This window comes from bacterium (assembly GCA_035703895.1).
Classification (GTDB): Bacteria; Sysuimicrobiota; Sysuimicrobiia; order Sysuimicrobiales; family Segetimicrobiaceae; genus Segetimicrobium.
The window spans coordinates 1-26,566 of the sequence record DASSXJ010000274.1 but is presented as its reverse complement, the minus strand read 5'-3'; the positions used below and the strand labels follow the sequence as shown (position 1 = coordinate 26,566).

At 67.7% G+C, this 26,566-nt stretch carries 27 protein-coding genes; 23 read left to right on the top strand and 4 right to left on the bottom strand.

Annotated elements, in window-relative coordinates; translation table 11 throughout:
- Positions 1–6 precede the first annotated feature (6 nt).
- On the bottom strand, positions 7–1,128 hold the full coding sequence (locus VFP86_18105) for a Gfo/Idh/MocA family oxidoreductase (protein HET9001559.1): 1,122 nt from the start codon (positions 1,126–1,128) through the stop codon (positions 7–9).
- Between the two features lie 97 nt (positions 1,129–1,225).
- On the opposite strand from VFP86_18105, the gene VFP86_18100 reads away from it, so the two are divergent.
- The 6 genes from VFP86_18100 to VFP86_18075 are packed head-to-tail and all read left to right on the top strand — an operon-like array spanning position 1,226 to position 6,636.
- Positions 1,226–1,471 (top strand): hypothetical protein, encoded by a 246-nt coding sequence (locus VFP86_18100; protein ID HET9001558.1) that lies wholly within the window; start codon positions 1,226–1,228, stop codon positions 1,469–1,471.
- Between the two features lie 21 nt (positions 1,472–1,492).
- Positions 1,493–1,780 carry an OsmC family protein gene (locus tag VFP86_18095; protein ID HET9001557.1) on the top strand — a complete coding sequence of 96 codons (288 nt, stop codon included), beginning with the start codon at positions 1,493–1,495 and terminating at the stop codon, positions 1,778–1,780.
- A 25-nt stretch (positions 1,781–1,805) separates the two neighbouring features.
- Entirely contained in the window at positions 1,806–2,996 is a 1,191-nt protein-coding gene (locus VFP86_18090) for an amidohydrolase family protein (protein ID HET9001556.1), read from the top strand.
- Positions 2,993–4,114, top strand: a complete 1,122-nt coding sequence (locus tag VFP86_18085) for a mandelate racemase/muconate lactonizing enzyme family protein (GenBank protein ID HET9001555.1) — start codon at positions 2,993–2,995, stop codon at positions 4,112–4,114. Before VFP86_18090 ends, VFP86_18085 begins: the two co-directional genes overlap by 4 nt.
- A 7-nt stretch (positions 4,115–4,121) precedes the next feature.
- A complete protein-coding gene (locus tag VFP86_18080; protein ID HET9001554.1) occupies positions 4,122–5,492 on the top strand; it encodes an MBL fold metallo-hydrolase in 1,371 nt (456 codons plus the stop codon).
- Positions 5,482–6,636, top strand: a complete 1,155-nt coding sequence (locus VFP86_18075; protein HET9001553.1) for a VIT1/CCC1 transporter family protein — start codon at positions 5,482–5,484, stop codon at positions 6,634–6,636. The genes VFP86_18080 and VFP86_18075 overlap by 11 nt, the downstream gene beginning before the upstream one ends.
- A gap of 101 nt (positions 6,637–6,737) precedes the next feature.
- Here the strand turns inward: VFP86_18075 and VFP86_18070 are convergent, their stop codons facing one another.
- Together VFP86_18070 and VFP86_18065 are read right to left on the bottom strand one after the other, a co-directional pair.
- Positions 6,738–7,178: a hypothetical protein gene (locus VFP86_18070; protein HET9001552.1), complete on the bottom strand. Its 441-nt coding sequence runs from the start codon at positions 7,176–7,178 to the stop codon at positions 6,738–6,740.
- A 141-nt stretch (positions 7,179–7,319) separates the two neighbouring features.
- Entirely contained in the window at positions 7,320–7,751 is a 432-nt protein-coding gene (locus VFP86_18065) for a hypothetical protein (GenBank protein ID HET9001551.1), read from the bottom strand.
- A 235-nt stretch (positions 7,752–7,986) separates the two neighbouring features.
- On the opposite strand from VFP86_18065, the gene VFP86_18060 reads away from it, so the two are divergent.
- Genes VFP86_18060 through VFP86_18015 form a run of 10 tightly spaced genes read left to right on the top strand, consistent with a single transcriptional unit; the run spans position 7,987 to position 16,261 of the window.
- Positions 7,987–8,967 carry an ABC transporter substrate-binding protein gene (locus tag VFP86_18060; protein ID HET9001550.1) on the top strand — a complete coding sequence of 327 codons (981 nt, stop codon included), beginning with the start codon at positions 7,987–7,989 and terminating at the stop codon, positions 8,965–8,967.
- A 40-nt stretch (positions 8,968–9,007) separates the two neighbouring features.
- On the top strand, positions 9,008–9,793 hold the full coding sequence (locus VFP86_18055; protein ID HET9001549.1) for an ABC transporter ATP-binding protein: 786 nt from the start codon (positions 9,008–9,010) through the stop codon (positions 9,791–9,793).
- Positions 9,786–10,580, top strand: a complete 795-nt coding sequence (locus VFP86_18050; GenBank protein HET9001548.1) for an ABC transporter permease subunit — start codon at positions 9,786–9,788, stop codon at positions 10,578–10,580. The genes VFP86_18055 and VFP86_18050 overlap by 8 nt, the downstream gene beginning before the upstream one ends.
- A complete protein-coding gene (locus VFP86_18045; GenBank protein HET9001547.1) occupies positions 10,562–11,506 on the top strand; it encodes a fumarate hydratase in 945 nt (314 codons plus the stop codon). Before VFP86_18050 ends, VFP86_18045 begins: the two co-directional genes overlap by 19 nt.
- Positions 11,499–12,110: a FumA C-terminus/TtdB family hydratase beta subunit gene (locus VFP86_18040; GenBank protein HET9001546.1), complete on the top strand. Its 612-nt coding sequence runs from the start codon at positions 11,499–11,501 to the stop codon at positions 12,108–12,110. The genes VFP86_18045 and VFP86_18040 overlap by 8 nt, the downstream gene beginning before the upstream one ends.
- Positions 12,100–13,821, top strand: coding sequence for an FAD-binding protein (locus VFP86_18035; protein ID HET9001545.1), 1,722 nt, complete (start codon positions 12,100–12,102; stop codon positions 13,819–13,821). The genes VFP86_18040 and VFP86_18035 overlap by 11 nt, the downstream gene beginning before the upstream one ends.
- Complete coding sequence (locus VFP86_18030; GenBank protein HET9001544.1) at positions 13,818–14,549, top strand: succinate dehydrogenase/fumarate reductase iron-sulfur subunit; 732 nt, start codon at positions 13,818–13,820, stop codon at positions 14,547–14,549. Before VFP86_18035 ends, VFP86_18030 begins: the two co-directional genes overlap by 4 nt.
- 6 nt (positions 14,550–14,555) lie before the next feature.
- On the top strand, positions 14,556–14,942 hold the full coding sequence (locus VFP86_18025) for a hypothetical protein (protein ID HET9001543.1): 387 nt from the start codon (positions 14,556–14,558) through the stop codon (positions 14,940–14,942).
- Positions 14,943–14,951: 9 nt separating this feature from the next.
- Complete coding sequence (locus tag VFP86_18020) at positions 14,952–15,254, top strand: hypothetical protein (protein ID HET9001542.1); 303 nt, start codon at positions 14,952–14,954, stop codon at positions 15,252–15,254.
- Positions 15,255–15,280: 26 nt separating this feature from the next.
- Positions 15,281–16,261 carry a VWA domain-containing protein gene (locus VFP86_18015; GenBank protein HET9001541.1) on the top strand — a complete coding sequence of 327 codons (981 nt, stop codon included), beginning with the start codon at positions 15,281–15,283 and terminating at the stop codon, positions 16,259–16,261.
- Here the strand turns inward: VFP86_18015 and VFP86_18010 are convergent.
- Positions 16,258–18,855, bottom strand: a complete 2,598-nt coding sequence (locus VFP86_18010) for a hypothetical protein (protein ID HET9001540.1) — start codon at positions 18,853–18,855, stop codon at positions 16,258–16,260. The two genes, VFP86_18015 and VFP86_18010, sit on opposite strands and share 4 nt — an antisense overlap.
- 113 nt (positions 18,856–18,968) lie before the next feature.
- Between VFP86_18010 and VFP86_18005 the strand changes: the two genes are divergently transcribed.
- From VFP86_18005 to VFP86_17975, 7 genes are all read left to right on the top strand, one after another.
- On the top strand, positions 18,969–20,333 hold the full coding sequence (locus tag VFP86_18005; GenBank protein ID HET9001539.1) for a sugar ABC transporter substrate-binding protein: 1,365 nt from the start codon (positions 18,969–18,971) through the stop codon (positions 20,331–20,333).
- Positions 20,334–20,461: 128 nt separating this feature from the next.
- Positions 20,462–21,274: a sugar ABC transporter permease gene (locus VFP86_18000; protein ID HET9001538.1), complete on the top strand. Its 813-nt coding sequence runs from the start codon at positions 20,462–20,464 to the stop codon at positions 21,272–21,274.
- The gene (locus tag VFP86_17995) at positions 21,268–22,131 is read left to right on the top strand and encodes a carbohydrate ABC transporter permease (protein HET9001537.1); all 864 of its coding nucleotides are present in this window, start codon (positions 21,268–21,270) and stop codon (positions 22,129–22,131) included. The genes VFP86_18000 and VFP86_17995 overlap by 7 nt, the downstream gene beginning before the upstream one ends.
- A gap of 68 nt (positions 22,132–22,199) precedes the next feature.
- Positions 22,200–23,894, top strand: a complete 1,695-nt coding sequence (locus tag VFP86_17990) for a peptide ABC transporter substrate-binding protein (GenBank protein ID HET9001536.1) — start codon at positions 22,200–22,202, stop codon at positions 23,892–23,894.
- Between the two features lie 59 nt (positions 23,895–23,953).
- Positions 23,954–24,880, top strand: coding sequence for an ABC transporter permease (locus tag VFP86_17985; GenBank protein HET9001535.1), 927 nt, complete (start codon positions 23,954–23,956; stop codon positions 24,878–24,880).
- Positions 24,873–25,841, top strand: coding sequence for an ABC transporter permease (locus VFP86_17980; GenBank protein ID HET9001534.1), 969 nt, complete (start codon positions 24,873–24,875; stop codon positions 25,839–25,841). The genes VFP86_17985 and VFP86_17980 overlap by 8 nt, the downstream gene beginning before the upstream one ends.
- 72 nt (positions 25,842–25,913) lie before the next feature.
- Positions 25,914–26,566, top strand: a 653-nt coding sequence (locus VFP86_17975; GenBank protein ID HET9001533.1) for an NAD(P)-dependent oxidoreductase, incomplete at its 3' end; no start/stop codon positions are given.

Here is a 26,566-nt window from a genome sequence, read left to right as displayed (position 1 = left end):
CGTGGCCTAACGCTCGAGGGGCAGGTCGACCCAGCGCCGTTCGCGGAAGGAACGCTCGACCGCGTTGATGACTTCCTGGACCCCCGCCCCGTCCGCGAAGCTGCCCTGGTTGCGCCCGCCGCCGTCGAGGATCTCGTCGATGAAATCCCTGATGAGGTTGGCATAGAACAGCGATCGCCAGGACTCTCGGGGATGGCCGCCCGGCGGGTAGAAGGGCGTGGGGATCTCGAGTTCGCGGAACTCGACCTGCTCGGGTGTGGCCACCTTGATCGTCTCGGGGATGCCGCGTTCCTCGACGAGGCGGCAGATGATCGCGCCCTTGCTGCCGTAGAGGCGCGCCTCGATCCCGGGATAGTTCCCGATCGTGACGTAGCTGGTCTGCACGGATCCGATGGCGCCGTTCTCGTACTCCCCGATGTACACGGCGCCATCGTCGATGTTCATGCGCATCATCCGTCCGGTCGCCCGCACCATGCGCTCGGGGATGAAGTTGCGCATCGTGCCCACGACGCGGGCGTACCCCGCGCCGACCCACCACTGCCCGATGTCGATGATCGGCGCCCCGTACCCCTCCAGCGAGGAAACGTGAAGGATCGAGGGATCGGCGCTCGGATCCCCCTGACGGAGCGGGGTCTCGGGGTTGAGCCACTGCGAGTTCTGCTCGTACCCGTTGAAGATGAAGGGGGTGCCGACGAACCCCTCGTCGATGAGCGACTTCGCGTACCGGACCCCCGGGCTGTAGCGGAACGTGAACCCCAGTTTGGTCAGGAGCCCCTTGCGCTTGGCCAGGTCCGCGGCGCGGAGCGTGTCGCGGAAATCGAATGCGACGGGCTTCTCGCACAAGACGTGCTTGCCCGCCTCCAGGGCGCCGCAGGCCAGCTCGTGGTGGGTGTGGGAGGGCGTGACCACGTCAACGACGTCGAGGTCGCGCCGCGCCACGACGGCCCGCCAGTCATCCGCCGGTTCCGGGATATCGAAGTGGCGGGCGGCGTCGTGCGCCTTGCCCGCCTCGACGTCGCAGACCGTGACGACCCTGCACCGCGGGTCGCGCAGCCAGCCCGGGATGTGGGCTGTGCGCGCCCAGGTCCCCGCGCCGAGCACGCCCACTCTGAGCACACGATGCGCCATGATTGTTCTTTCTCTGCGCGCGCGGCCGCCGCCTGCTCACAGGGACGGTGCGCGCCTCCGGCGAAACCGCCCCCAGCGACTCGAGGAGGAGGGCGTCATGACCCCGATACACCGCAGCTCCGAGTTCATCGACCACGTCCAACGAATGTTCGAGGGCTACGCCGCAGCGGATCTCGAAACCGCTCGGGGCGTCATTCGCGCGAGTACCCGGCTCGTGGAGGACTGCCGGTCGGAGGCGCAGCTCGGGGAGCATCTCGTGATCTGCGACGAGCCGGCGGACCGGGGCGGGACGGGGCGGGGGCCTAGTCCCCTGCAGTATTTCCTCGCCTCGCTGGGTTTCTGAGAAGAAGTTCAGTTCGCCCGTGTGGCGGCCCTCAGAAAGATCCGGCTCGACGCGTTGGAGTTTGCGATCCGCGGGTACTTCGACCGGCGGGGCGGCCGCCTCCCGGGGATGCCCAACCGCGGGTTCGACGAGATCCGCTATGAGATCCGCATCGAAAGTCCCGAGCCGCCCCAGCGCGTCAAGGAGCTCGTCGAGGAGGCTGAGCGTCATTGCTACGTGCTCAGCACGCTGGCGCGGGCGGCGAAGATCAGCGCGCGCGCGCTCCTGAACGGCGCGCTCCTCATGGAGATGGAACACACCCCCGAGTAGGTCGACGGCAGAGGAGCATCGGACGATGGAACCCACACGCTTCGCGGTCAAGGCCGAGCGCATCATCGACGGGACCGGACGTCCTCCGATCGAGCGCGGCGTCCTGGTGGTCGACGGCGACCGCATCGCGGCGGTGGGCCGCGAGATCGACGTGCGGGTCCCAAAGGACGTGGAGGTCATCGACTGCGGGGCGCAGACCCTCCTGCCGGGGTTCGTCGATGCGCACTCGCATGCGTCGATCGTTCCCGGCCTCGGAGACCAGATCGGTCAGCTCCGGCAGCCCCCGGCGCCCCAAATCTTACGCGCGGTCCAGAACCTCCGCACCGACCTCCGCTCGGGCGTGACCACGATGCGGGTGGTGGGGGAGGAGCACTTCATCGACGTGGACCTCCGTGAGACGATCGCCGCGGGCCGCCTGCCCGGGCCCCGGCTGCTCGTCGCCACCCGGCCGATCACCGCTCGCAACGGGCACGGCGCGGCGCTCACCTTCTCCGACGGGGAAGACGAGATCCGCAGGCACATTCGGGAGAACGTGGCCGGGGGCGCAGACTTGATCAAGCTGTTCATGACCGGGGGCGTCTCCAGCAAAGGCACGGCCGCCCGGTGGTATGCCTACACTCCCCACGAGGTCCAGGTGGCCGTGGACGAGGCGCACCGGAACGGGAAGCCCGTCGCCGTTCACGCGCACGGCGGCCCGGGCGTGGCGATTTGCATCGACGCCGGCGTCGACACGATCGAGCACGGCAAGTTGTGCGATCTTGAGGACTTCGTCGCGATGCGCAAACGCGGCACATGGCTGGTGACGAACAACGCCGTCAGCGGGCATCCCGACGGCATCGAGCGGGGCGACGCGCACGTGCCGTCCATCATGGCCAAGCTCAAGGAGTCCAGGGAAACGTCGCGCCAGACATTCCGGTTTGTTCTCGAGAGCGGGGTCAAGTGGGCCCTCGGGACCGATTCGATGCACGGCCTCATGTGGTGGGAGATCGCCCAGGTCGTCGCGTGGGGCGCGGAACCGCACGACGCCATCTTGGCGGCCACCCGGCGCGCCGCCGAGGCCATCGGCATGGGGAGCGAGGTCGGCAGCCTCGAACCCGGCAAGCTGGCGGACATGATCAGCGTCGACGGCGATCCCCTGGACGACATCAGGTGTCTCGAGCGGGTGGGGATGATCATTCAAGGGGGGCGGCGCTGCGACACGCTGAGTATGCGATGAGGATCGCGTCGGCCGAGGCCCGCTGCTACCGGGTGCCGCTCCCCGCCCCGTGGGGGAGCGCCACCCACCGCATCACGCACCACGAACTGATCGTGACGCGCCTCGCCACCGACGAGCAGCACGACGGCGTCGGCTGGTCCTACACGGTCGGCACCGGCGGCACGGGCGTCGCGGCTCTGCTCTCCGACTACCTGCTTCCCCGGCTGGCCGGGATGGACCCCGCCCCGATCGAGCGTATCTGGCAGGACCTCTGGAAGGCCACGCACGACGTGGGCGGTGGGATCGCCCGGCTCGCGCTCGCGTCGCTGGATATCGCGCTGTGGGATCTTCGGGCCAGGGCCGTGGGGCAGCCGTTGTGCACGGTGCTCGGCGGCACCCCAGCCCCGGTGCCCGCGTACGGCAGCGGCGTCAACCTTCACCTGGCCCTGCCGGACCTTCTCGCGCAGGTCGAACGATGGCAGAGCCGAGGGTACGCGGCGTTCAAGATCAAAGTCGGCCACGACGATCCGGAGCAGGACGTCGAACGGGTTCGCGCCGTGCGTGAGGCGATCGGGCCCCGCGCCCGCCTCATGGTCGATGCCAATCAGAAGTGGACGGCCGCGGAGGCCGCGCAACGCGTCAGGACGCTGGAGCCGTTCGACCCGTTCTGGATCGAGGAACCGGTGATCGCCGACGACGTCCCGGGAAACGCGTGGGTCAACGCCCACGTCCGTCCGCCGGTCGCGCTCGGCGAGAACGTGCACTCGACGTACCAGTTTGCCGGCTACCTGCGCGAGAACGCGGTCGATATCGTCCAGCCGGACGTCGCCCGGGTCGGCGGCATTACCGAGTGGATGAAGATCGCGCACCTGGCGCAGGCGTTCAACCGTCCGGTGTCCGCCCACCTCGTCGTGGAGATCTCCGCGCACCTCCACTGTGCCGTTCCGAACGCGCTGATCCTCGAAGACGTGGACGATGGGAGCCTTACGGACCTGGGGGTCCTCCGAGAGCCGATCCGGGCGGAACGCGGGGCGTTCACGCCGCCCGCCGTTCCCGGGCACGGCGTTCGGTTCGACTGGAATGCGCTGCGGCGGTGGGAGGTCACCCCCGGGGCCGTGGCCGCCTCCGCCGCGTCGTGACCCGGGCATGATGCAGGTCACCTGCTACGGGGCGGCCCGCACCGTCACTGGGTCGATGCACTTCGTCGAGGCTCAGGACACGCGCCTGCTGCTGGACTGCGGGCTCTTTCAGGGACGGCGGGCCGAGTCATTGGAGATCAACGCACACTTTCCGTTTTCCCCGTCGAGCGTCGGCGCCGTCGTGCTCTCGCACGCCCACCTCGATCATTGCGGCAACCTGCCCACGCTGGTCCAGCAGGGGTTCGCCGGCCGGATCTACTGCACGCCGGCCACGCGCGACCTGACCGGATTGATCCTCCGGGACAGCGCGAAGGTGCAGCATCAGGACGCCGTCTTCCTCAACAAGCAGCCGGAGCGCCGGGGGGCGCCTCCGGTGAAGCCGTTGTACACCGCGGACGAGGTCGAGTCCGCCCTGCAGCACGTGACGGCGGTCCCGTACGATCAACCGTTTCCGGTCGGGGGTGCCCGCGTCACCTTCTTCGATGCCGGCCACATTCTCGGGTCCGCGGCAGTGACCGTCGAGGCAGGAGGTCGAATCCTCGGATTCACGGGCGATCAGGGCCGGCCCGGCGCCCCGATCCTCCGCGATCCGGAGCTGCTCCCGGCCGTCGACGTCCTCTTGATGGAGTCCACGTACGGAGACCGCCTGCATCCACCGTACGCGGAGGGCGAGCGGAAGCTGGCGCAGGTGGTGCGCGACACCGTCTCGGGCGGGGGCACGGTGCTGATTCCGTCGTTCGCGGTGGGGCGCGCCCAGGATCTCGTGTATTCGCTGGCGCGCCTGCGTGAATCCGGGCAGGTGCCCTCCGTCGACTCGTTTGTGGATAGCCCCATGGCCGTCGACGCGACCCAGATCTTCCGGCAGCATCCCGAGTGCTTCGATGACGAGACCCGGGCGCAGCTCGATCACCAGGATCCGTTCGGGTTCAAAGAACTCACGTACGTGCGGTCCGTCGAGGACTCCAAGGCCCTCAACGCCATCGGCGGTTCGTTTCTCGTCATCGCCACGTCCGGGATGTGCGAATCCGGCCGGATCCTGCACCATCTGCGCCACCACATCGACGATCCAAAATCCATCCTCCTCATCGTTGGCTTTCAGGCGGTCAACACACTCGGCCGCCGGCTCGCCGACGGGGTCTCGCCCGTCCACATTCTTGGCGAGTCGCACGATGTGCGCCTGCGCGTGGCCGTCCTGCCGTCGTTCAGCGCGCACGCGGATCGGGACGAGCTGCTCGGGTGGGTGCAGCGGCTGCCGCGGGTCGGAAGGATCTACTGCGTGCACGGCGAGGAAGCCCAGTCGGCCGCCCTGGCCGGCCATTTGGCCGCGCGCGGGTTCGCGGCCGAGGTCGCCACGCGGGGACAGGCCATTGCGGTCTGAGGCCACCGTCGCGCGGCTCCTCTCAGCGTGGCGGGGCGAGGTGGAAGCCCGGGCGGTCTACGACGCGCTGGCCGCGCGCGAATCCGATCGACAGCGGGCCGCGATCTTGCGGCGCATGGCCGAGGGCGAAGGCCGGCATCGCGCGCGGATCGAGGCTCGCCTCCGCGAGCTCGGCGTTGCGATTCCCGACCCCGCCTCCGTGCGGCTGTCGCGGTGGACGCGGCTGCAGGTCAGGTTTGCCCCTGTCGACAAAGTGCTCGCCTGGCGGGAAGCCATGGAGGACCAGGAGACCGACGACACATACGCGCGTCCGACCGGCGACGCAGAGACAGACACGCTGTTTGCGCAGCTGCGGAAGGACGAACGATCCCACGCGCTCGCGGTCGAGGACATGCGGTCAGGGACGCCCGCCGCGGCGCCGGGCGAGGATCCGCAAGGCCGGCTGAGGCGGATCCTGGGCCGGGAGACCTGGCACAAAACCGGCTCGAGTTGGATCTCGGGGGCGGTCTACGGCGCGAACGACGGACTCGCCGCGGTCTTTGGCATCGTCGCGGGTGTCTCTGGGGCCACGGGGGGGTCGAGCTTCGTGCTGACCGCGGGCCTGGCCGGCGCGGTCGCATCGGCGCTGTCGATGGCCGTCGGCGCGTACCTCGCGGAGCGATCGACGTCGGAGGTGGCCGCCGCCAATATCGCCGGCGAGCGCAAAGAGCTCGAAGAGCACCCCGAGGAGGAACAGGAGGAGCTGTCGCTTTTTTACCAGCTCAAGGGACTCAACAAGGCCCAGGCGGACGAGCTCGCAGAGCGGCTGGGCAGCCATCCCGATGCCATGCTGCAGGCGCTGGTCGGAGAAGAACTCGGGGGGGTCAGCACGGGGGGCAACCCCGTTCAGGCGGCGATCGCCGCGGGCCTCAGCACCGGCATCGGCGCGCTCATCCCGGTGCTGCCGTTCTTCTGGATCGGGGGAACCGCCGGCGTGATTTGGGCGGCCGTGGTCTCCCTCATCGCGCACTTTCTCGTCGGGGCCGCCAAATCGCTGTTCACGCTGCGGAGCTGGTGGTCGTCGGGGCTGGAGATGACGCTGGCCGGTATCATTGTGGGGGGCGCGACCTACATCCTGGGGCTGTTGTTCAAAGTCGCAGGCTAGACCGGCCGCGACGGTCTTCCGTTCCAGACGGGCGGCGCCGAGATCCGGAAGGCCGTCGCGGTGGTGGAGGCCGCCTACGAGGCGGCGCGGTCAGTACGGCGTTAGGACCCGAGCGCGGCGAGCGCGGCTTTCAGGTGGTCGGAGACGACTTTCGCCCACGGCTGGACTTCATTGACGTCGTTCTTGGCGATCGCCTGCACGGCGAGCGTCTCCGCCAGGTTCGCCTGCTTCAGCGCCTCTGCGGCGCCCGGGACCTTCGCGGCCACCGCGTCCTTGAGGTCGGGCAGAATCCCGTTGCCCATCCCCTGGCACGGAAACCCAGCCTCGGCTTTGACGTTGGCCCCGTTCGGGCCCTCGAGGCAATTGATGACGTGCTGTACGTGGAGCTTAGCCCCGGCGACGGCGCTGCCGCGCTGGGCGAGTTCGCTGCTGTGGAAGATCGCGGTCTGCAGTTCCTTCTTGACGTCCCCGCCCATCATCGCCGCGCCCGCGCGCGGGACGACGTAGACGAGCACCAGCGCGGCCATAAGGACAGATGCCATGACGGTTCTCATCCATTGATCCCCCCTTGCCAGAGTGTGGAGCAACTCGCCCCTCATCATCAGAGGGGTATGTAACGAACGTGTATGGCCGGGTCCCGGGTAGTGTCCTAATTTGGAGTAACCAAATTAGGACACATACCCTTAGGGCATAATTATTCGCTCTCGCCCGTCTGCACCTTTCAACATGATCCTCGTGGTCGGCCTCTCGGCGGTTCCGACCCCCCACCTTGCAATGACTTGTACATAAGTTTGGACAACAGAACCAGAGGCGGGATCCGTTCCTCCATCGGCCACCAGGAAATACCCTGATCCCAGCCCTGAACTTTTGTTGGCCGCCCCTAGCTTCACGTGATTGATCCCGTCCTTATCGAAAAGATCGAGTTCAATTACGTTCGACCCTTTCACACCGAGCCGGGCGCGAACCACACTGCGTTCGTCCACCAACTCGAGCGTGTTTGCTCGTAGGATCGGAGCGACGTTCTGCGCCGTCGTTGACCTGGTCTGCATCGCGGTATGCAGTAGGAGTAGGAGATTGACCACGGTGAGCACAATGGCCAGTCGCTGTGCGTTCATACCGTCCCTCCCCACGTGTTGATCCGGCCCTTACTTCACTCACTCTCCAGGAAATTGCATCGCTGAATGCCCGAACAAGCGCCTTCTGGGTGTTTGACAGGGTTGAATATGTCGATGCCGGGGGCCCAATCGCCCGGTCTCGTTCGCGCGGCCGCCCGCAACCTCCTTCACATGGAGGAAGGCGTCTTCCCCACGACGCGGGAACACTAGGACAGGGATTCTGGGAGGTGCTGCCGTGAAGCGAGGATCTGGTCTGGGCCTCATCGCGCTGGCCATCATGGCGGGCCTGACGCTGCTCCCCGCCGAGCGTCTGCCGGCGCAGCCCCAGCGGGTGCTCCGAATCGCCACGCAGCCCGGCATCGGCTACGGTCAACTGATCGTGATGCAGAACCTCCAAATGCTTGAGAAGCGTGTCCCGGGGCTCCGGGTGGAGTGGCTCAAGCTGACGTCCGGCCCGGTCATCCGTGATGCCATGCTGGCCGGGCAGGTCGACGTCGGAAGCGGAGGGGTCGCGCCGTTCATCATCGCCTGGGACCGCGGGGTGACGTGGAAGATCATCTCCGCGATCAATGAGATGCCGCTCTACTTGAATACGTACCGGCCGGAGATCAAGACCGTCCGCGATTTCAAGCCAACCGACAAGATCGCGATGCCCGCGGTCGGAAGCATCCAACACGTGGTGCTGCAGATGGCCGCCGATAAGGACCTGGGCGCGCCGACCGCGTTCGACAGCCTCGTCGTCTCGATGGCCCACCCCGATGGGATGTTTGCGCTCCTCTCGAAGCGGGAGATCACGGCCCACCTGACCTCGCCGCCGTACCAGTACCTGGAACTGCAGACGTCGGGGATCCACAAGATCTTCGACAGCTACCAGATCGTGGGAGGTCCCCACACCTTTAACATGGTGTGGGCGATGGACGACTTCCCGAAGAAACACCCAGACGAGTACCGGGCCCTCCTCCGTTCCCTCGAGGACGCCACCGCGTTCCTCACGGAGCACCGGGACGAGGCGGCGAAGATCCTCGCCGAAGCCGAGAAAACGGAGATCGGGTTCATGCGGGCCGTGCTCAGGAATCCGGAGATTCGGTACACCATGACACCCCATCGGTTGATGCAGTTCGTGGGGTTCTTGAAAAAGATCGGGACCACGAAGCGGGTGCCATCCTCGTGGAAGGAGCTCACCTTCGACGAGATTCACCGGCTGCCGGGCGACTAGGGGCGCGTCAGGCGTGCCCGATCGCGCCGCCCCATCCGGGGTGGCGGTGAGCGACCCGCTGATCGACGCCCGCGGGGTGTCGATCGAGTTCCACACGGGCGGGCGCGCCGTGCGGGCCGTGGAGGACGTCTCGTTCCAGGTCCGCGCCGGCGAAAAGTTTGTGCTGCTCGGTCCCTCGGGATGTGGAAAATCCTCGCTGCTCAAGGCCGTGGCCGGGTTTGTCCTGCCGACGGCCGGATCCATGCGGTTCAAGGGGACGGCGACCCGCGGCCCCGGGATCGACCGAATCCTCGTGTTCCAGGAGTTCGACCAGCTGCTTCCATGGAAGACGGTGACCGGGAATGTCCGGTTTGGGTTGGGGGCGTCCGCGCGGTTCTCGCGAGAGGAAGTGCGTTCCCGGGCCGCCCAGTACATTCAGATGGTCGGGCTCGGCGGCTTCGAGGACGCCTATCCTCACACGCTGTCGGGCGGCATGAAACAGCGGGTCGCGCTGGCCCGTTCCCTAGCCCTCGATCCAGAAGTCCTGCTGATGGATGAGCCGTTCGGGAGCCTCGACGCGCTGACCCGCCTTCGGATGCAGGGAGAGCTGAACCGGATCTGGCGCGAGACGCGAAAGACCATCCTGTTTGTGACCCACAGCATTCAAGAAGCGATGCAGATCGGGCACCGCATCATGGTGATGACCACACGACCGGGCCGGGTGGCGGCGATCCTCGATAACCCCACGGTCGATATAGGGCCGGACGGCCCCGGGTTTCTCCCGCTCCAACTCCGCATCCGGACGCTGCTTGGGGTTGGGGGCGGGGAGGGTGGCCGCGATGAATGAGCGGGCCGGGACGGTGCCGCGCTGGGCTCTCACGGGAAAGGCGCTGACCATTCTCCTCCTGCTCGCCGCCTGGGAGGTCCTCCCCCGCGCGCTCCATGCCAACCCCCTCCTTTTCCCCCGGGCCACGACGGTGTTCTCCGTGTGGCTGGACGGCCTCCGCAGCGGAGAGTTGGTGATCTACGCGGGGCGCTCGCTCCAGGTCCTGCTGCTCGGGATGGGGGTGGGCGTCGCGGGGGCGTTTGTGCTCGCCATGATCGCCCTGTTCACCCGGTTCGGGCGGGATCTCCTCGAGGTCATGGCGAGCATGTTCAACCCGCTCCCGGCGATCGCGCTGTTTCCGCTCGCGCTCCTCTGGTTTGGGCTCGGCATCAACTCGATGATCTTCGTGTTGGTGCACGCCACGATCTGGCCGATGGCGCTCAGCGTGCGGACCGGGTTCGTGACGGTGCCCCCGACGCTGGTGCTCGTCGGGCGCAACCTCGGCTTCCGCGGCTGGCCGCTCGCCGCCGCGATCTACGTTCCGGCGGCGCTCCCCTCGATCCTCACCGGCCTTCGGATCGCGTGGGCGTTCGCGTGGCGCACGCTCATCGCGGCAGAATTGGTCTTCGGCGTCATCGGCGGCAAAGGAGGACTCGGGTGGTACATCTATCAAAAGCGATATTATCTCGAGACCCCGGCCGTGTTTGCGGGGCTGGCGACGATCGTGCTGATCGGGCTCGTGGTCGAGCACGGCATCTTCCGGGCGGCTGAAGAGAGGACGATCAAACGATGGGGCATGAGCGCGTGACGCCGGGGGACGCCGGCGTGTCCGTGGCGACCGGGTTCTACGGCGCGGTCGAGGAAACGACGAAGGCGCTGTACATCGGCGCCCTGAAGGATGTCCCGGCCGATATCCGCGCGGCGCTCGCGCGCGCCTACGAGCGGGAACGGTCGACCGTAGCCCGCCAGCTCCTCGGCATCATCCTCCGGAACGTCGAGCTCGCCGACGAGCGGGACACGCTCGTCTGCCAGGACACGGGGACCCCGATCTACTACATCGGCGTGGGCACGGGCCTTCGCGTCGACGGGGCCAGGGTGGGGGACGCGATCCGGCGGGGCACCGAGAGGGCCACGCGCGAGTACCCGCTCAGGTCCAGCGTGTGCCACCCGGTCACGCGCGAAAACCCGCAGACCAACACCGGCTACCGGATTCCGGCGATCCACTGGGAGTTCGTGCCGAACGTGGACTGGGTGGACATCCTCTGCATCCCCAAGGGATCGGGATCGGAGAGCATGAGCTTCCTAAAGATGCTCCCCCCCGCGGACGGCGTGGCGGGAGTCCGGCGGTTCGTATTGGAGAGCGTGGTCGAGGCCGGCGCCAATCCCTGCCCGCCGTGCATCGTCGGCGTCGGGGTGGGCGGATCCGCGGACCTCTGCGTGGCGCTGGCGAAGCGCGCGTCGATCCGGCCGATCGGCACCCGGAACCCGGACCCTCACCTGGGCGCGCTCGAGGACGATCTGCTCGCCGGCATCAACACGCTCGGGATCGGCCCCCAGGGGCTCGGCGGCGACACCACCGCGCTCGCCGTGCACATCGAGCACGCGTACACGCACATCACGCACAACCCCGTGGCCGTAAACATGCAGTGCTGGCGCGGCCTGCGGGCCACGGCGCGGATTCACGCGGACGGCCGGGCAGAGTTCGGCCCCGCCGGCAGCCGGCATCATGGCTGAGATCCAGATGACCCCGCCGCTCGACGAAGCGGGGGTCCGGCGCCTTCGGGTCGGGGATTGGGTATTCCTCACCGGGACCGTCTTCGGTCTGCGCGATGCGACCTTGATCCGGATCTTCGACAAAGGCGAGCGGCCCCCGGTGGACCTCCGCGGCGGCGTGCTCCTGCACACCGCTCCCAACGTCCGCAGGGTCGGCGAACGCTACGAGGCGGTCTCGGTCGGCACAACGACGAGCGCGCGCATGGACAGGTTCACGGCCGGCCTGCTGCACGAGTACGGCGTACGGGCGATCATCGGCAAGGGCGGCCTGCCGGCGGGGAGCGTCCGCGCGATGCGGGAATACGGCGGCGTGTATCTGAGCATCGTCGGGGGGGCCGCCGCGTGGGAGACGACGCACCTCGAGGAGATCGAGGCGGTTTACTGGGAAGACCTGATGCCCGAGTGCCTCTGGCAGTTCCGCTTCCGCGACCTCGGGCCCCTGCTCGTCTCGATCGACAGTCACGGCGAGAGCGCCTACGCGCGCATCGCGGAGACGGCGCGGGAACGGTTGTCCGGGTTGATCGACAAGGGCGCCGGCGGAGGAGCCCCATCCGGTGGCCGGTGACGTGCTCGCCACCGACGTGCTCATCGTGGGCGGCGGCGGGGCGGCCCTCTGTGCGGCCCTGCACCTGACGGAACGCGCGCCGGCGCTCGACGTGACGATCGCCGTCAAAGGCCTGCTCGCGAAGAGCGGCTGCACGCGGATGGTGCAGGGTGGGTACAACGCCGTCCTCAACCCGGCCGACTCCTTTGAACGGCATTTCGCAGATACCATCGCCGGGGGCGCGTTCCTGAACGAGCAGGACTTGGCCTGGATCCTCGTCACGCGGGCCCCTGCGATGATCCGCGAGCTCGAGAGCCGGTACGGGTGCTTCTTCGACCGCGCTCCCGACGGCTCGATCCACCAGAAGCCTTTCGGGGGACAGTCGTTCGATCGGACCGTGCACCGCGGTGACCTGACCGGGATCGAGATCATGGAGCGGCTTCGCGACGCGGTCCTCGGCCGCCGGGTCCGCGTGCTGGAAGACCACCGCGCCGTCGGCCTGCTCCGTGACCACGGCGAAGCGCGGGTCTGCGGCAGCGTCCTGCTCGACATGCGCCGCGGACGATTTCTCGTGGCCGAAGCGCGCGCGACGCTGCTCGCGACCGGAGGGGGGCCGACGATGTATGCGGTCTCGTCCCCGTCGCGCGAGAAGAGCACGGACGGGATCGCCATGGCGTACGCCGCGGGCGCAGAAGTGATGGACATGGAGATGGTGCAGTTCCACCCGACCGGGCTGGTCGTCGAGGGCTCCGAGCTCCACGGCATGGTGCTCGAGGAGGGGCTGCGCGGCGTCGGGGGCCGGCTCTACAATGCTCTCGGCGAGCGCTTCATGGAGCGCTACGATCCCGCGCGGATGGAGCGGGCCACGCGAGATGTGGTCTCGCGCGCCTGCTACCTGGAGGCCCGGGAGGGGCGCGGGTCGCCGTTGGGTGGGGTGTGGTTGGACCTGAGCCACCTCGATCAGGACGAGATCGCGCAGGCCTTCCCGGGGATGGTGGAGCGGACGCGCGCCGCCGGATACGATCTCGCGCGCGGCCGCGTGGAGATTTCACCGACCGCCCATTATCTCATGGGCGGCGTGCGGATCGACGCGCGGTGCCGGACGACGCTCGACGGTTTGTACGCCGCGGGAGAAGACGCTTCGGGGGTTCAAGGCGCGAACCGGTTGGGGGGAAACGGGGTGGCCGAGTCCCTCGTCTTTGGCGCGCTGGCCGGCGACGTGATCGCCGAGGAGGTCGGAGCGCGGCCGCGCATCCCGCGGGACGAGCGGGAGGCTGAGCGGCACATCGCGCAGGCATCCGCGCCGCTCCGCCGCGAACGCGGCGCCGACGCCTATGACCTGCTCGACCGGCTGCGCCGGCTGATGTGGGACAAGGTCGGGGTCGTGCGTGACGGGCGCCTCCTGGATGAGGCGATCGCGGAACTGGCCGAGCTCACCACCCGCGCCGGGACGATCGGGGTCCACGGTTCCCGCGAAGCCAACGTCGAGTGGGCCGCGGCGCTCAACCTTCACAGCCTGCTCGTCGCGTCCACATTGATCGCGCGGGCGGCCGCCTCCCGCACGGAGAGCCGAGGCGCGCACTACCGCGCAGACTTTCCCGCCCAGGATGACCGGGAGTGGCTCGCGCACGTCGTGATGCGGTCTGGGGGCGACGGCCCCCGCCTCGCCGTCCGCCCCGTCTGCCTCACCCGCATGAATCCGGCCGATGCGCTCGCGGAGGCCGACCGATGACGAAAGTCAGGCGCGTCCGCGTGGCCCGGTCGGACGGCACCGGCGGCCGCGCGTTCCAGAGCTACGAGGTGCCCGAGAGTGCCCGCATGACCGTGCTCGATGGCCTCCTGCACATCCACCGCTACTCTGACCGCGGCCTCGCCTTCCGCTACGCCTGTCGGGCGGGCATGTGCGGGACCTGCAGCGTGACCGTGAACCGGGTGGGGCGGCTGGCGTGCAGCACCCGGCTGTCGGCGATTCCGGAAGAGGTCGTGGTCGTCGAGCCGCTCCGGCATTTCCCCGTGATCCGAGATCTGGTGGTCGATTTCGCGCCGTTCTTCGACGCCTGGCGCGCGGTCCATCCCGAGTTCATTCCGGGGCCTAACCCTTCAGACGAGGCCGGGGTCCAACCGGAGAGCCGCGAGCGCCGGGTGATCGACCGGCACCGCGAATGCATCTCGTGCGGCATCTGTTACGCCGCGTGCGATGTCGTTGGTATGCACCCGGGGTTTCTGGGTCCCGCGGCGATGACGCGGGCCCTCTGCCTCCTCGCCGATTCGCGCGGAGCTGGGAACGAGGAGCGCCTCGCGGCGCTCGACAGCGCGCGTGGGTGCTGGCGGTGCCACACACATGGGACGTGCGCGGACCTGTGCCCCAAGGGGCTCGATCCCACCCAGGCGATCGAGCAGGTGAAGCGGATCCTCGCCTCGCGCGCCATGCGGCGCCTCGTTGGGCTGCGCCCGGGATAGGACGGCGTGTATCCCGTTCCCAAGGAGCGGCGGACCCAGGCCTACGCGGAGCTGTGGCCCGCGCACCCGCGCTGGGGGATCTGGGCGTGGTGGGCGCAGCGCCTGACCGGCGTGGCCCTGACCGCCTACGTCGTTTGGCATGTCGTCACCATCGCCCGCGCAGGGCGCCACCCCGAGGCGCTCGCGCCGCTCCTCCGATTTCTGCTGCACCCCGCGGTGCTGAGCGTGCTGGTCCTGGGGCTCGCGTACCACACCGCCAACGGGATCCGGGTCGTGCTGGTCGACCTCGGGGTCGAGCGGATGCGGGGCCGCCGTGCGTTCTGGATCTTTGTCGCGCTCGCGGCGGCGGCCGCGGCCGCCGCCGTCTTGCGGGGCGCCTTTCATGTCCTCTGAGGCCGGGTCGTGAGCGCGCTACTCTGGGTGCTGCAGCGGGCGAGCGGCCTGCTGCTCGTCGTCCTCGTCGGGATCCACCTGGGCGTCCACTATGCGTTGTATCCGGTCTCCCTGCGGCGCGGTGTCCTCCTCGGCGTCGACTGGCTTCTGCTGGGGATCGTGCTCTATCATGGGTGTAACGGCCTCCGGACCATCGCGCACGATTATCTCAGCGGCCCCCGGGCGCAGCGGGCGGCCGATTGGGCGCTGGTTGCGACTGGGCTGGTCCTATTCTTATATGGAAGCTGGGGCCTCGCGGCGTTCGCGCGCTGAGCCCCGGGATTGAGAGGGTCGCCTGCATGAGCACGCCCGCGGTCGCGTTCCAGTGGCCGGCGTTTCTGTGGGGCCTCGCCCTTCTGCCGCTGCTGGCCGCCGCGTACCTCTGGCTGCTGCGTCGGAGGACCCGGGTCCCGGTCCGCTTCTCCGAGGTCGAGATGCTGGCCGCGGCCGTGGGGCCGCGGCGATCCGCCTGGCGGCATATCCCCGCCGCGCTGTTCCTGCTGGGGCTCGCCACCCTCACCACGGCGATGGCACGGCCTACCGTTCCAATGCGGCTTCCCTCGGACCAGTCGGCGATCATGCTCTCCATCGACGTGAGCGGCAGCATGCTGTCCCGCGATGTCGCTCCGAGCCGCCTCGAGGCGGCCAAGGCGGCCGCGAAGGCGTTCGTTACCGCGCTTCCGGGTCGGATCAGGATCGGACTGGTGACCTTTGCCGGGTACGCCACCGTGCACATGCTGCCGACCACCGATCATGAACGTTTGCAGGCGGCAATCGACGCGATCAGCGTGAGGCACCGGACCGCGATCGGCGACGGGCTCATGGAAGCCGTCGCCGCCCTTCCGGGACGCGTCCGTCCACTGCCGGATGGCACGCTCCCTCCGATGCCCCCGGGTCCCAGGCCCCCCGGGTTCGTCGTCCTGCTCTCCGACGGGCAGAACAACGCCGGGATGGACCCGCTCGTCGCGGCGGACCTCGCGCGGCGCGAGGAAGTGACCGTGTATACCGTCGGGATCGGCGTGCCGATCACGGAAAACCGGTTCGTTATCGGCGGCCCCTTGGATGAGGACACCCTCCGGGCGGTCGCTCACCGTACGGGCGGGGAGTACTTCCACCCGACGTCGGGCGGGAGTCTGCGCGATGTCTACAAGAAGCTCGCCCGCAGCGTGGCGTGGGTGTCGCAGCCGGTGGAGGCCACAGCGTTCGCCTCCGGGCTCGCCGCCGCTCTGCTGATCGCGGGGCTCGCGATCGCCTCCCTCCGGCACCCCCTCCAGACCTAGCCGGTCTGGCGGCCGGCCGCGTGTGGGGCGGGGGAGGGAATGGGCACAGGGACGACCGCCTCCCGGCCGGCCATGACCAACGCGAGAGCCGCCACGGCGTAACAGGCGACGCCGCTCCAGAACGCCGCGGCGATCCCCCAATTCAATGCGATCGCCACTGCGAGCACGGACGCACAGACCGACATGGCGCCATTGATCCCCCAGAACCATGGGGTCAGGTTCCCGCACCGCGCCGAGGCGATCTTCATCCCCAAAGGAAACGCCATCCCCATGCCGAGGCCAAGGGGGAACAGCACGCCGGCGGCGACCAGGATTCTGATCGGGGTCGTCGCCTCCCCAAACACGACGATCGCACGCGGCGTTAACGCCCCGAAGAGCACCAGCAGGCCGAGCAGGGCCGCCAACTGCAGGCCGCCCGCCCCGGATGCCCCGCGATGGCCCGTCTTCCGGGTCAAATAACTGCCTAGGCCGCTGGCGAGCAAGAGGGTCGAGAGCACGACCGACAGGCTGTAGGTCGGATGGCCCAGGAAGATGATGAGACGCTGCATCTGTGAGATCTCCACGAGCATGAACCCCAGCCCGATGCTGGCGAAAAAGGCGAAGAGGGGCGCGGCGCCGTCGATCGGACTCCCTCTCGTCGTCAGGACGAGCGGGACGACGACGCACAGCGCGGTGAGGACAATCACCAGGACCAACAAGGTCCCCAGCGTGGCCACGGCGCTCATGTTGATGTTGCGCTCCCCCGGGAGCCAGATCCTCGGGTTGAAGACGTCGCGCAGGCGGAGCATGTGAAAGAAGAACGGGCTGTCGTCGGTAGGCGGCGCGATGTTGATCGGGAAGCGCGCGGTAAACGCCTCGAGGTTGCTCCCCGAGGCGATCGTGGCGAAGGTAGGGTCGAGCGCCGCGCGCGGTGTGAGGACGAGGTCGAACTGCATCGTCCGGGCCTCGGCGTCCAGCGCGTCCAGATCGGCCGTGGAGAACGGCGCCCGGCTCACGAGGATGGTGCCGATCCCGTCCGGCACGTTACGATTTCCGCTTGGATTCAAGTTCCGGGCGATCACGATATGCGATCGGGGATCCGCCACCCCCGATCGTGCCAGCGCCGTTGTGGCCAGGGTGGCCAGCCGGTAGACCTCGCTCGGTCGATCACGAAAATACCAGCGCGACACGCTGAGCACGCCTCGTGGCGAGAGCCGCTGCAGGAACAGCGTCCAGGCATCCCGCGTATACAGCGAGTTTTCTGTCAGGACAAACGCCCCGGCGCTGGTGGCGGCCCAGGTATCGATGAGGGAGATCTGGATGATGTCGAACCGATCGCGCTGCCGGGCGATGTAGCTTCGCGCTTCGTCGTTGACAAAGGTCACCCGCGGGTCCCGGTCCAGGTGGCCGGTGAACTGCCCGAACCGCCTGTTCACCGCGTCGATAATGTTGCGGTTGATCTCGACGGCTACCACCGAGCGCTGCCGGAAGGCGAGGGCCGAGAGGATGTCTCTTCCCCCACCGGAGCCGACCACCAGCACCTTGGCATCGTGCCGCACGTAGTGGGCGAGGTTCGTGATGTCGTAGCGCAGGTGCCCCAGCGTCTGCACGTCGCCGTCGAAGGCCGTGAGCCAGGTCGCCGCCGAGGCGTCGATGGTGAGCATGAGTTGGCGCACCTTATGCCCGGGGTCGTATCGCGGGCTCAGCCCCCACCCCGCAGGCGCTCCCGGGACGTTCGGGTCGCCGCTTACCCTGATGCGCGAAAACGAATTCCATTTCTCGTACAGCGTGTGCACCTCGTGGTGTCCCTTGGCCCAGGTCAGCCGAAGCAGCGGACGTTCCTCGCGGACCAGGATGGATTGCGCCGCGCCCAGGACCGCCAGCGCGAGGCCGCCTGCCACAGCGATCCGCAGCACCCCTCTGCGCTCTTGCGCAGACGCAAAGAAGGCCGCGGCGGCGCACCCCAGGGCCGCGACCACGAACACCGCCCCGGGGGCGTCGGTCACACGTAGCAGATAAATGAACAGGAGTCCCCCGCACGCCGCGCCGGAGAGGTCGGCGGCATAGAGGGCGCTCACCTTCTCTGGGAACCGCGTCAGCGCCAGCGAGACACAGATTCCGCTGAACACGAACGGGACGGCGATGACGAGGTAAGTGAAGATCAGGATCCCCTGCATCCGGGCGCCGTCCACCGGCATCATCAAGTGCGCCCCGAGGCTTGTGAGGCTCGAGATCCCAAACAACAGGGCGCTCAGCGCCAAATGCCGGCTCGTCCGTTCGCGGGAGAAGATGCCGGGGGAGACGTACACGAGAATGGCGCCGACCGTCGTGCCAAACAAGGCCAGCGAGACCGCCATAAACGCGTAGTGGTACCACATCGTCACGCTGAAGACGCGCGTCAGGAGGATTTCGTAGACGAGCGTCGCCAGCGTGACCAGAAAAAGCCCGGCATACGTGCGGGCGTCGATACCAGATTCGCGATCCGTGGGACTCCCCCGTGTCGCGATGATGGCGCGCCAGGGGCTCGCGCGACGCCCCGGCGCGCCGTTCCTCTCACTGCACGCTATGTACCCTCTTTCGGAGCCGTACCAGGCGGTACCTCGGTCTCGATCCACCCACCGAAGGCAGCAGGCGCCCACTTGCCCCGCGTCACAAGGAGATTGGGGGAGCCCCGGCAAACATCGACGCACTGGTCCCAGCAGAGGTGAGCCTCATCGAGGAGGGACATATGACGGCCCAACGGAAACGCGCCGGCTCCGGGACAATGACCCGTCGGGAGGCCATCCGGCTCGGAACGGCCGCGGCTGTTGGAGCGGCCGCCGGGGCGGCGATGGCGCCCTTCGCGCCCTCCCCGGTCCAGGCCGAGAGCGTCAACTGGCAACGCTACAAAGGCACGACATTATCCTTGCTCTTCTACAAGCATCCCTGGGTGGACGAGATCGAGAAGTACTTCCCCGAGTTCGAGTCGCTCACCGGGATGAAGCTCCAGCACGAGGTCATCCCCGAGGTCCAGGGGCGGGAGAAGCTGGTCGTGCAGATGACCTCCGGGGCGGGGGACATCGACGCGTGGCACGCGAGCATGCACGTGGAGAAGCGCCGGTTCTGGAAGTCGGGGTGGTTCCAGCCCGTGAACGCCTACCTCCAGGACAAGACCCTGACCGCCGAGGACTACGCCTGGAACGACATCACCAAGGGGGCGGTCGACGCCGTCACTCAGCCCGACAAGACGATCAGCGCCCTCCCGACTTTCCCCGATCCGTTCGTCATGTTCTACCGGAAGGACCTCTTCGATCAAAAGGGCTGGGGGCCGCCGAAGACCCTCGACGAACTGGAGGACCGCGCCAAGGCGCTCCACAATCCGCCGAGCACGTACGGATTCGTGATGCGCGGGCTCAAGAACGCGAACGCCACCCCCTGGGCGTTCGTCCTCTTCGCGATGGGGGGCAAGTATCTCACCCCGGACCGCAAGTCGGCCATGAACACCCCCGAGTGGATCAAGACCATGGATTGGTATGCGGGGATGCTCCGGAAATACGCGCCCCCCGGCGTGGTCAACTTCAATTGGTATGAGTGCAGCGCCGCCTTCATTCAGGGGCAGGTCGGTATGTACATCGATGGGGTGAACTTCGCGAACCAGTTCGAGGATCCCACCAAGTCCAAAATCGTCGGCAAGGTCGGGTACGCGCCGCTCCCGTCGGGCCCCGCCGGGCGATTCGCGCCGACCTTTACCAACGCGATGGCGGTGAGCGCCCAGAGCAAGCACAAAGAAGCGGCGTACCTGTTCTCCGAGTGGGCGACCAGCAAGAAGAACTGCAACCGGGAATTGCTGGGCGGGGTGGGGGTCGGCCGCGCCTCGACCTGGGGGCTGCCCGAAGTCAAAGCCAAGGCCAAGATGCCGATCGGCTGGTACCAAGCGTACCAGGAAAGCTTGAAGATCAGCCGCCCCGGGCTCCCCGAGATCGTCGACGTCACGCAGTACCGCGACATCATCGGGGTGGCCATCCAGAAGGCCATCGAGGGCGCCAAATCGGCGGACGTGATCGCCGACGCCAACAAGCAGTTTCAGGAGATGCTGGACAAGACGGAGAAGTAGCCGCGTTCCCCAACACCGGCGCCGTACGTCCGTCTGCCGTCCCCGCCCCGACCGGGTTCGGGGCGCGATGCGCGCGACTCGCCCACCGGTATGCTCGGTTCATCTTCCCCGCGCCGGCGGTGGTCGCGGTGGCCCTGATCATCGTCTATCCGGTGCTGTATACCGGGTGGATGAGCCTGCAGGAATGGTACGCCTCGAGCGTGACGCTGCCGAAGTTCATCGCCCTGGCCAACTACCAGCATCTCGCCTTCGCGGACCCGAGGTTCCGGGAGGCCTTCTTTCGGACGCTGTACTTCGCGGCGCTCGTGGTCTCCGGCGAGGCGGTGCTTGGGGTGGCGATGGCGCTGCTGTTCAACCGGGAGTTCTGGGGGCGGGGGCTCGTGCGAACGCTCTCGATTCTCCCGATGGTGGCGACGCCCACGGCGATCGCGCTGATCTTCGTGATGATGTACCACCCCACGCTCGGCGTGATGAATTACCTCGTCACCCGCGTCGGCGTGGGACCGCTCAAGTGGACGTACAGCAGCCACACGGCCCTCTACGCCCTCGCGCTCGTCGACGTGTGGGAATGGACGCCGCTCGTCATGCTGATCGCGCTCGCCGGGCTGGCGGCGCTGCCCAGGGAACCCTATGAGTCGGCGGTAATCGACGGCGCCTCGGGGCCGACCATCCTGTGGCATATTACGCTGCCGCTCCTGCGTCCGATCCTCATCGTGGCCGTCCTCTTCCGCGCTATCGACGCGATCAAGACGTTCGACATCATCTTTATCATGACGCAGGGGGGGCCCTCGAACGCGTCGGAGACGATCAACCTCCTGCTGTTCAACCAGGCGTTCTCGTATTTCAACATCGGGTACGCGTCCTCGATGGCGGTGGCCTTGTTCGCGATCGTGATGGGAGCCTCGTTGATCTTGATGAAGGTGCGCCGGACCGAATGGTAGCGGGTGTCGCCGTCGCGGCGCTCGGCCCGAAGAAGCGGCGCATCACCGACGTGCTCCGCACGGCCGGATATTACGCGCTCGTGTGCCTGGCGATGCTGCCGACCGTGTTCGTGTTCTACTGGATGGTCACGCTGTCGCTGAAGACCCAGGTAGAGGCGGCGGGATACCCGCCCCACTTCTTCCGCTTTGCCGTCACCTTCAAGAACTACGCGGAGGTCTTTCAGAAGAACCCCTTCGTCCTGTACGTCTGGAACAGTTCGGTCGTGGCGGCCGGCAGCACCGCACTCGGTCTGATCGTTGGGCTGCCCGCGGCGTTCAGCATCGCCCGCTGGCGGCAGCAGGGTCTCGCCCTCACCGTCCTCGTGGCCCGGATCATCCCCGGGATCAGTTACCTGATCCCCTGGTACATCCTCTTCCGGCACCTCCATCTGGTGGACACGTACCCGGCCCTCATCCTCACCCACCTGGTGGTGAGCCTCCCCCTGATCATCTGGGTCTTGATCGGTTTCTTCGAGGACGTCCCCGAGGAGCTAGAGCACGCCGCCTTGATCGACGGGTGCTCCTACTACAGCGCGTTCTGGCGAATCGCGCTCCCCCTGGTGCGGCCGGGCATCGTGGCCGCGGCCATCCTCAGCTTCATCTTCTCCTGGAACAACTTTCTGTTCTCCGTGATCCTTGCCGGGAGGCACACGCGCACCCTGCCCATCGCGGTCTTCAACATGATCAGCTACGAGGAGATCAGCTGGGGACCGCTCGCCGCCGCGGCGACGATGATCACGCTGCCGGTGATCATCCTCACCCTCATCGTGCAGCGGCACATCGTCTCCGGCCTGACGTTCGGGGCCGTGAAACGGTGACAAGGAAACTCTTCTCAACGCCCCGAACAGGCCCGACACCAATAGCGCTGGAGGTTGGAGGGACCCCGATGGCAGATGAGCGGATTGCGTTCCCCTGGCATGGATACTATGAGCGCGGCCTGATCACCCGGCGGCAGTTCGTCAAGCTGACCGGGCTCTTCGGCACGGCCATCGCGGCGGGCGCCGTCCTCTCCGAGCCTGAGCCCGCCGCCGCGGCGCTCGCACCGGCGGCGAAGCAGATCCTCCGCTACCCCGATCAAGAGCCGCTGCACTTCGATCCGGCCACCATGGAGGCCCGGCCGGAGATTCTGATCGGCATGGCCCTCTTCGATCCACTGTTCACCTTCGACGACACCGGCCACATCGTCCCGCTGGCCGCCCGGTCCTGGGACGTGTCCAAAGACGGCCTGACGTACACGTTCCACCTCAGGTCGGGGATGCAGTGGTCGGACGGACACCCTGTGACCGCGGCGGATTACGAGTATGCGTGGAAGCGCGTCGCGGATCCGGAGACCGCCAGCGATTATGCCTCCGCATTCTATCCGATCAAGGGGGCGCTCGACTTCAACAAGGGCAAGACGAAGGACCGCGATACCGTGGCGGTCAAGGCCGTGGACACGCTCACCCTTCGGGCGACCCTTTCCGAGCCGGCCGCGTACTTCCCGCGGCTTGTCTCCACCTGGAACTTCATGCCGGTGCCCCGCTGGCAGGTCGAGAAGTACGGCAAGAAATGGGTCGAGGCCGGCAACCACGTGGGCAACGGGATGTTCATGCTGCAGAAATGGGAGCACGACCGAGAGCTCGTGATCGTCGCGAACCCGAAGTACTGGGGCGCCAAGCCGACACTCCAACGGGTGGTGTTCACGCTCACCGATGACCCGTTCCGCACCAGCCTGCCGTCGTTCGAGAACAACGAGCTCGACGTCACCGACCAGATCCAGCCCGGTGACATCGAGCGGGTGCGAAAGTCTCCCGCCCTGAGCAAGCAGCTGCAGAAGTACCGGTGGTCCGGAACGGCGATGGTGTTTTGCGACACGACCAACACCAAGTCGCCGCTCAGCAAGGCCAAAGTCCGCCAAGCCCTGTACCTGGCGATCGATCACAAGCGGGTGGCCAGCGAGGTCCTCCGCGGCATCTACGACCCCGCGCCGACGATCACGCCCCCCGGGACGATCGGGTACCTTTCCACGCCGCCGCTCACGGGGGGTCCGGACCGGGCGCGCCAGCTCCTAGCCGAGGCCGGGTATCCGGACGGGCAGGGGTTTCCGGAGGTGCGGCTGGCCTGGCCGAAGCTGGTGACCTTCGACCTGGTCGCGCAGGCCCTCCAGCAGATGTGGCACGATACCCTGAAGATCAATCTGACCCTGCAGCGGATGGAGTCGAAGGAGTTCAACGCCGCCCGGGCTTCGTGGGCGAAGCAGCCGTACGACTTCTACCTCAGCCGCTGGGGATCGGACTTCGAGGACCCCGCCAACTGGGCCAACATCTTGTTTGACTCAGATCAGGATTTCTTTTACACGAAGTGGCGGAACGACCAGTTCGACTCGTTGATCCGCAAGGGCTCGGGCGAGGCAGACCCCGCCAAGCGGAAGCAGATGTACGAGTCGGCAGAGAAAATTCTCAACACGGATCTGCCGGCGCTTCCCGTCTATCACCTGGGTGTGATCGTGGCGGTGAAGCCGTGGGTGCAGGGATTCCGGCTGCCTCCCGCTGCGGCGGCCTGGTTCGGGACGTTCGGCCGCGTGAAGATCCTCGAGCACTAAGGTTTCGCGGGCGCTGCGCCGGCGAGGCCGGCGCAGCGCTCCCATAATCCGGCGCATCCGTGGGAGCCTACCTCGTCCGGCGTCTCCTGCTCGCCGTCCCCACGATGGCGGTCGTGTACACGGTCGCGTTTCTCCTGGTGCACGCGACGCCGGGGGGGCCCTGGGACAACGCTGAGAAGCCGTTGGCCCCGCAGGTCATCGAGAACATCCGGCTCAAGTTCCATCTCAACGAACCGCTCTGGGATCAGTATCTCCTCTACCTCCGGGACGCCGTCCACGGATCGCTCGGTCCGTCGTACGTGAACGCCGCCCGCGATGTCTCGGAGATCATCTCGGACTTCTTCCCCGTCTCCGTGCAGCTTGGAGCCGTGGCGATGGTGTGGGCGGTCGCGTTCGGGATCCCGCTGGGCACCCTGGCCGCCGTGTACCGCAACACGCCGGTTGACTATGCCGCGATGGGGATCGTGGTGGTGGGCATCTCCATCCCGAATTACGTGATGGCGACGATCCTCGTGACGGTGCTCGCCGTCCTCCTGCATTGGCTGCCAACCGGGGGATGGGGCGGGGTGCTTGACCTCCGCGTGGTCATCCCGGCGGCGGCGATCGCCTTTCGCCCAGGCGCGACGCTGGCCCGGTACCTGCGGACGTCGCTGCTGGAAGTGCTGGGGCAGGATTATATTCGCACGGCCCGGGCGAAAGGTGTCTCGGGCAGGGGGGTGGTCATCAGGCACGCCCTCCGCAACGCCCTCGTGCCGATTGCTACCGTCTCCGGCATTCTCGTGGCCGACGTGATCACCGGATCGTTCTTCGTCGAGACGATCACCCGGGTGCCCGGGATCGGCCGGTATTTTGTCTTGGCCACGACCGGCCGCGACTACCCGGTCCTCTTGGGGTTGGCGCTGCTCTTCGGCGTGGTGATTATCACGATGAACATCCTGGTCGACCTGACCTATGCGGCGTTGGATCCGCAGGTGAGATATGAGTGATTCGTCCCCGTTGGGGTCGCTGCGGTCGGCGCCCGAGACGCTCCTCCGGCCGGCGTACCGCCGCAGCGGGAGCCGCGCTCTCAGAAGGTTTGCGGCGCATCGGATGGCCCTCGTGGGGGCGGCGTTTCTGGTGGTCGTGGCGCTGATCGCGATCAGCGCGCCGGTGTCCGCTCCGTACGGGTACGATCGGCAGGACTTGTTTGCGACCTACCGATCCCCCAGCCGCGCCCACTGGGCGGGGACGGACGCGCTCGGCCGCGACGTGCTCAGCCGCCTGATGTACGGCGCTCGCGTGTCGATGAGCGTTGGGCTGGCGAGCGCCGCCTTGGTGCTCGCCGCCGGGGTCCCGCTCGGGCTTGTTGCCGGATACTTCGGGGGCACGCTCGACCTGCTGCTCATGCGGGTCGTGGACATCGTGTTTGCGATTCCCTTCCTCCTGCTCGTCGTCTTACTCCAGACGTTCTTCACAGCCTTTCTGCCGACCATCCGCCACGGGCCTCTTGTCTGGCTCCATGCGCTCAATCACGATACGCGCGGCGTGACGGCCATCGTCATGGCGCTCGCCCTCGTCGGCTGGCTCGACGTCGCCCGCGTCGTGCGAGGGCAGGTGCTGACCCTGCGGCACCGCGAGTTCGTGCTGGCCGCCCAAAGCCTGGGGGCCGCCGACCGCCGTGTCATGGGGATCCACCTCCTGCCCAATATCGCCGCTCCCATCATCGTGATGGTGACCCTTCTCATTCCGACCTTCATCATCGCGGAAGCGGGGCTGAGCTTCCTCGGGCTCGGGGTGCAGCCCCCCGTCCCAAGCTGGGGGACCATGATCGCGGAGGGCGTCGACTCGATCGAGTCGTACCCTCGCCTGGTGATCGCCCCCGGTCTGGCGCTTGCCGCCACCCTGCTCAGCCTCAACTTCGTCGGAGACGGCCTGCGCGACGCCCTCGACCCGGTCGTGGAGCGTTGACTCGCTGAGAGGTGATCCAGGACGATGCCCCCGGACGCTCTATCGCACGTCGGGCTTGTGGGAGTTGGCAAGATGGGCGCGCCCATGGCGCGCCGGCTGCTGGCCGCAGGGTACCGGGTGACGGCGTACGACGTCCGGGCCGAGGCGGTCGCGGAGGTGTGCCGGGACGGCGCCGAGCCCGCCGATAGTGCTGCCGCCACCGCGGCCGGCACGAACGTGGTGATCACGATGCTGCCGGATCCGCCGGCCGTCGAGCGCGCCGTGTATGGAACGGATGGTCTCGGCGGCGTGATGCGCGGCGGACAGGTGCTCATCGAGATGACATCGTCCCATCCCTTCACCACCCGCCGGGTCGCGGCGGATCTCGCGCGGACGGGCGTGCGCGTCCTCGACGCGCCGGTCTCCGGCGGCGTCCGGGGCGCGGTCGAGGGCACGCTGTGCATCATGGTCGGCGGCCCGGCGGATCTCTTGGAGGCGTGCCGGCCGATCCTCGAGCGCCTGGGCAGGCATATCGTCCACGTCGGTGACGCTCCCGGGGACGGTGATACGGCCAAGACGATCAACAACCTGCTCTCCGCGGCGACGACGTGGAGCGTCGCGGAGGCGCTGGCGTTGGGGACGCGGGCCGGCCTCGCGCCCGCGCGGCTCTTTGATGCGGTGAACCATTCGACCGGTCGCAGCCACACCACGGAGTTCAAGGTTCCCCAATACATGCTGCCTCGCCG

Coding starts and splice junctions, on each gene's coding strand:
- VFP86_18105 (HET9001559.1), bottom strand. CDS start 1,128: ATGGCGCATCGTGTGCTCAGAGTGGGCGTGCTCGGCGCGGGGACCTGG.
- VFP86_18100 (HET9001558.1), top strand. CDS start 1,226: ATGACCCCGATACACCGCAGCTCCGAGTTCATCGACCACGTCCAACGA.
- VFP86_18090 (HET9001556.1), top strand. CDS start 1,806: ATGGAACCCACACGCTTCGCGGTCAAGGCCGAGCGCATCATCGACGGG.
- VFP86_18085 (HET9001555.1), top strand. CDS start 2,993: ATGAGGATCGCGTCGGCCGAGGCCCGCTGCTACCGGGTGCCGCTCCCC.
- VFP86_18080 (HET9001554.1), top strand. CDS start 4,122: ATGATGCAGGTCACCTGCTACGGGGCGGCCCGCACCGTCACTGGGTCG.
- VFP86_18070 (HET9001552.1), bottom strand. CDS start 7,178: ATGGCATCTGTCCTTATGGCCGCGCTGGTGCTCGTCTACGTCGTCCCG.
- VFP86_18065 (HET9001551.1), bottom strand. CDS start 7,751: ATGAACGCACAGCGACTGGCCATTGTGCTCACCGTGGTCAATCTCCTA.
- VFP86_18050 (HET9001548.1), top strand. CDS start 9,786: ATGAATGAGCGGGCCGGGACGGTGCCGCGCTGGGCTCTCACGGGAAAG.
- VFP86_18045 (HET9001547.1), top strand. CDS start 10,562: ATGGGGCATGAGCGCGTGACGCCGGGGGACGCCGGCGTGTCCGTGGCG.
- VFP86_18040 (HET9001546.1), top strand. CDS start 11,499: ATGGCTGAGATCCAGATGACCCCGCCGCTCGACGAAGCGGGGGTCCGG.
- VFP86_18030 (HET9001544.1), top strand. CDS start 13,818: ATGACGAAAGTCAGGCGCGTCCGCGTGGCCCGGTCGGACGGCACCGGC.
- VFP86_18015 (HET9001541.1), top strand. CDS start 15,281: ATGAGCACGCCCGCGGTCGCGTTCCAGTGGCCGGCGTTTCTGTGGGGC.
- VFP86_18005 (HET9001539.1), top strand. CDS start 18,969: ATGACGGCCCAACGGAAACGCGCCGGCTCCGGGACAATGACCCGTCGG.
- VFP86_17995 (HET9001537.1), top strand. CDS start 21,268: ATGGTAGCGGGTGTCGCCGTCGCGGCGCTCGGCCCGAAGAAGCGGCGC.
- VFP86_17990 (HET9001536.1), top strand. CDS start 22,200: ATGGCAGATGAGCGGATTGCGTTCCCCTGGCATGGATACTATGAGCGC.
- VFP86_17980 (HET9001534.1), top strand. CDS start 24,873: ATGAGTGATTCGTCCCCGTTGGGGTCGCTGCGGTCGGCGCCCGAGACG.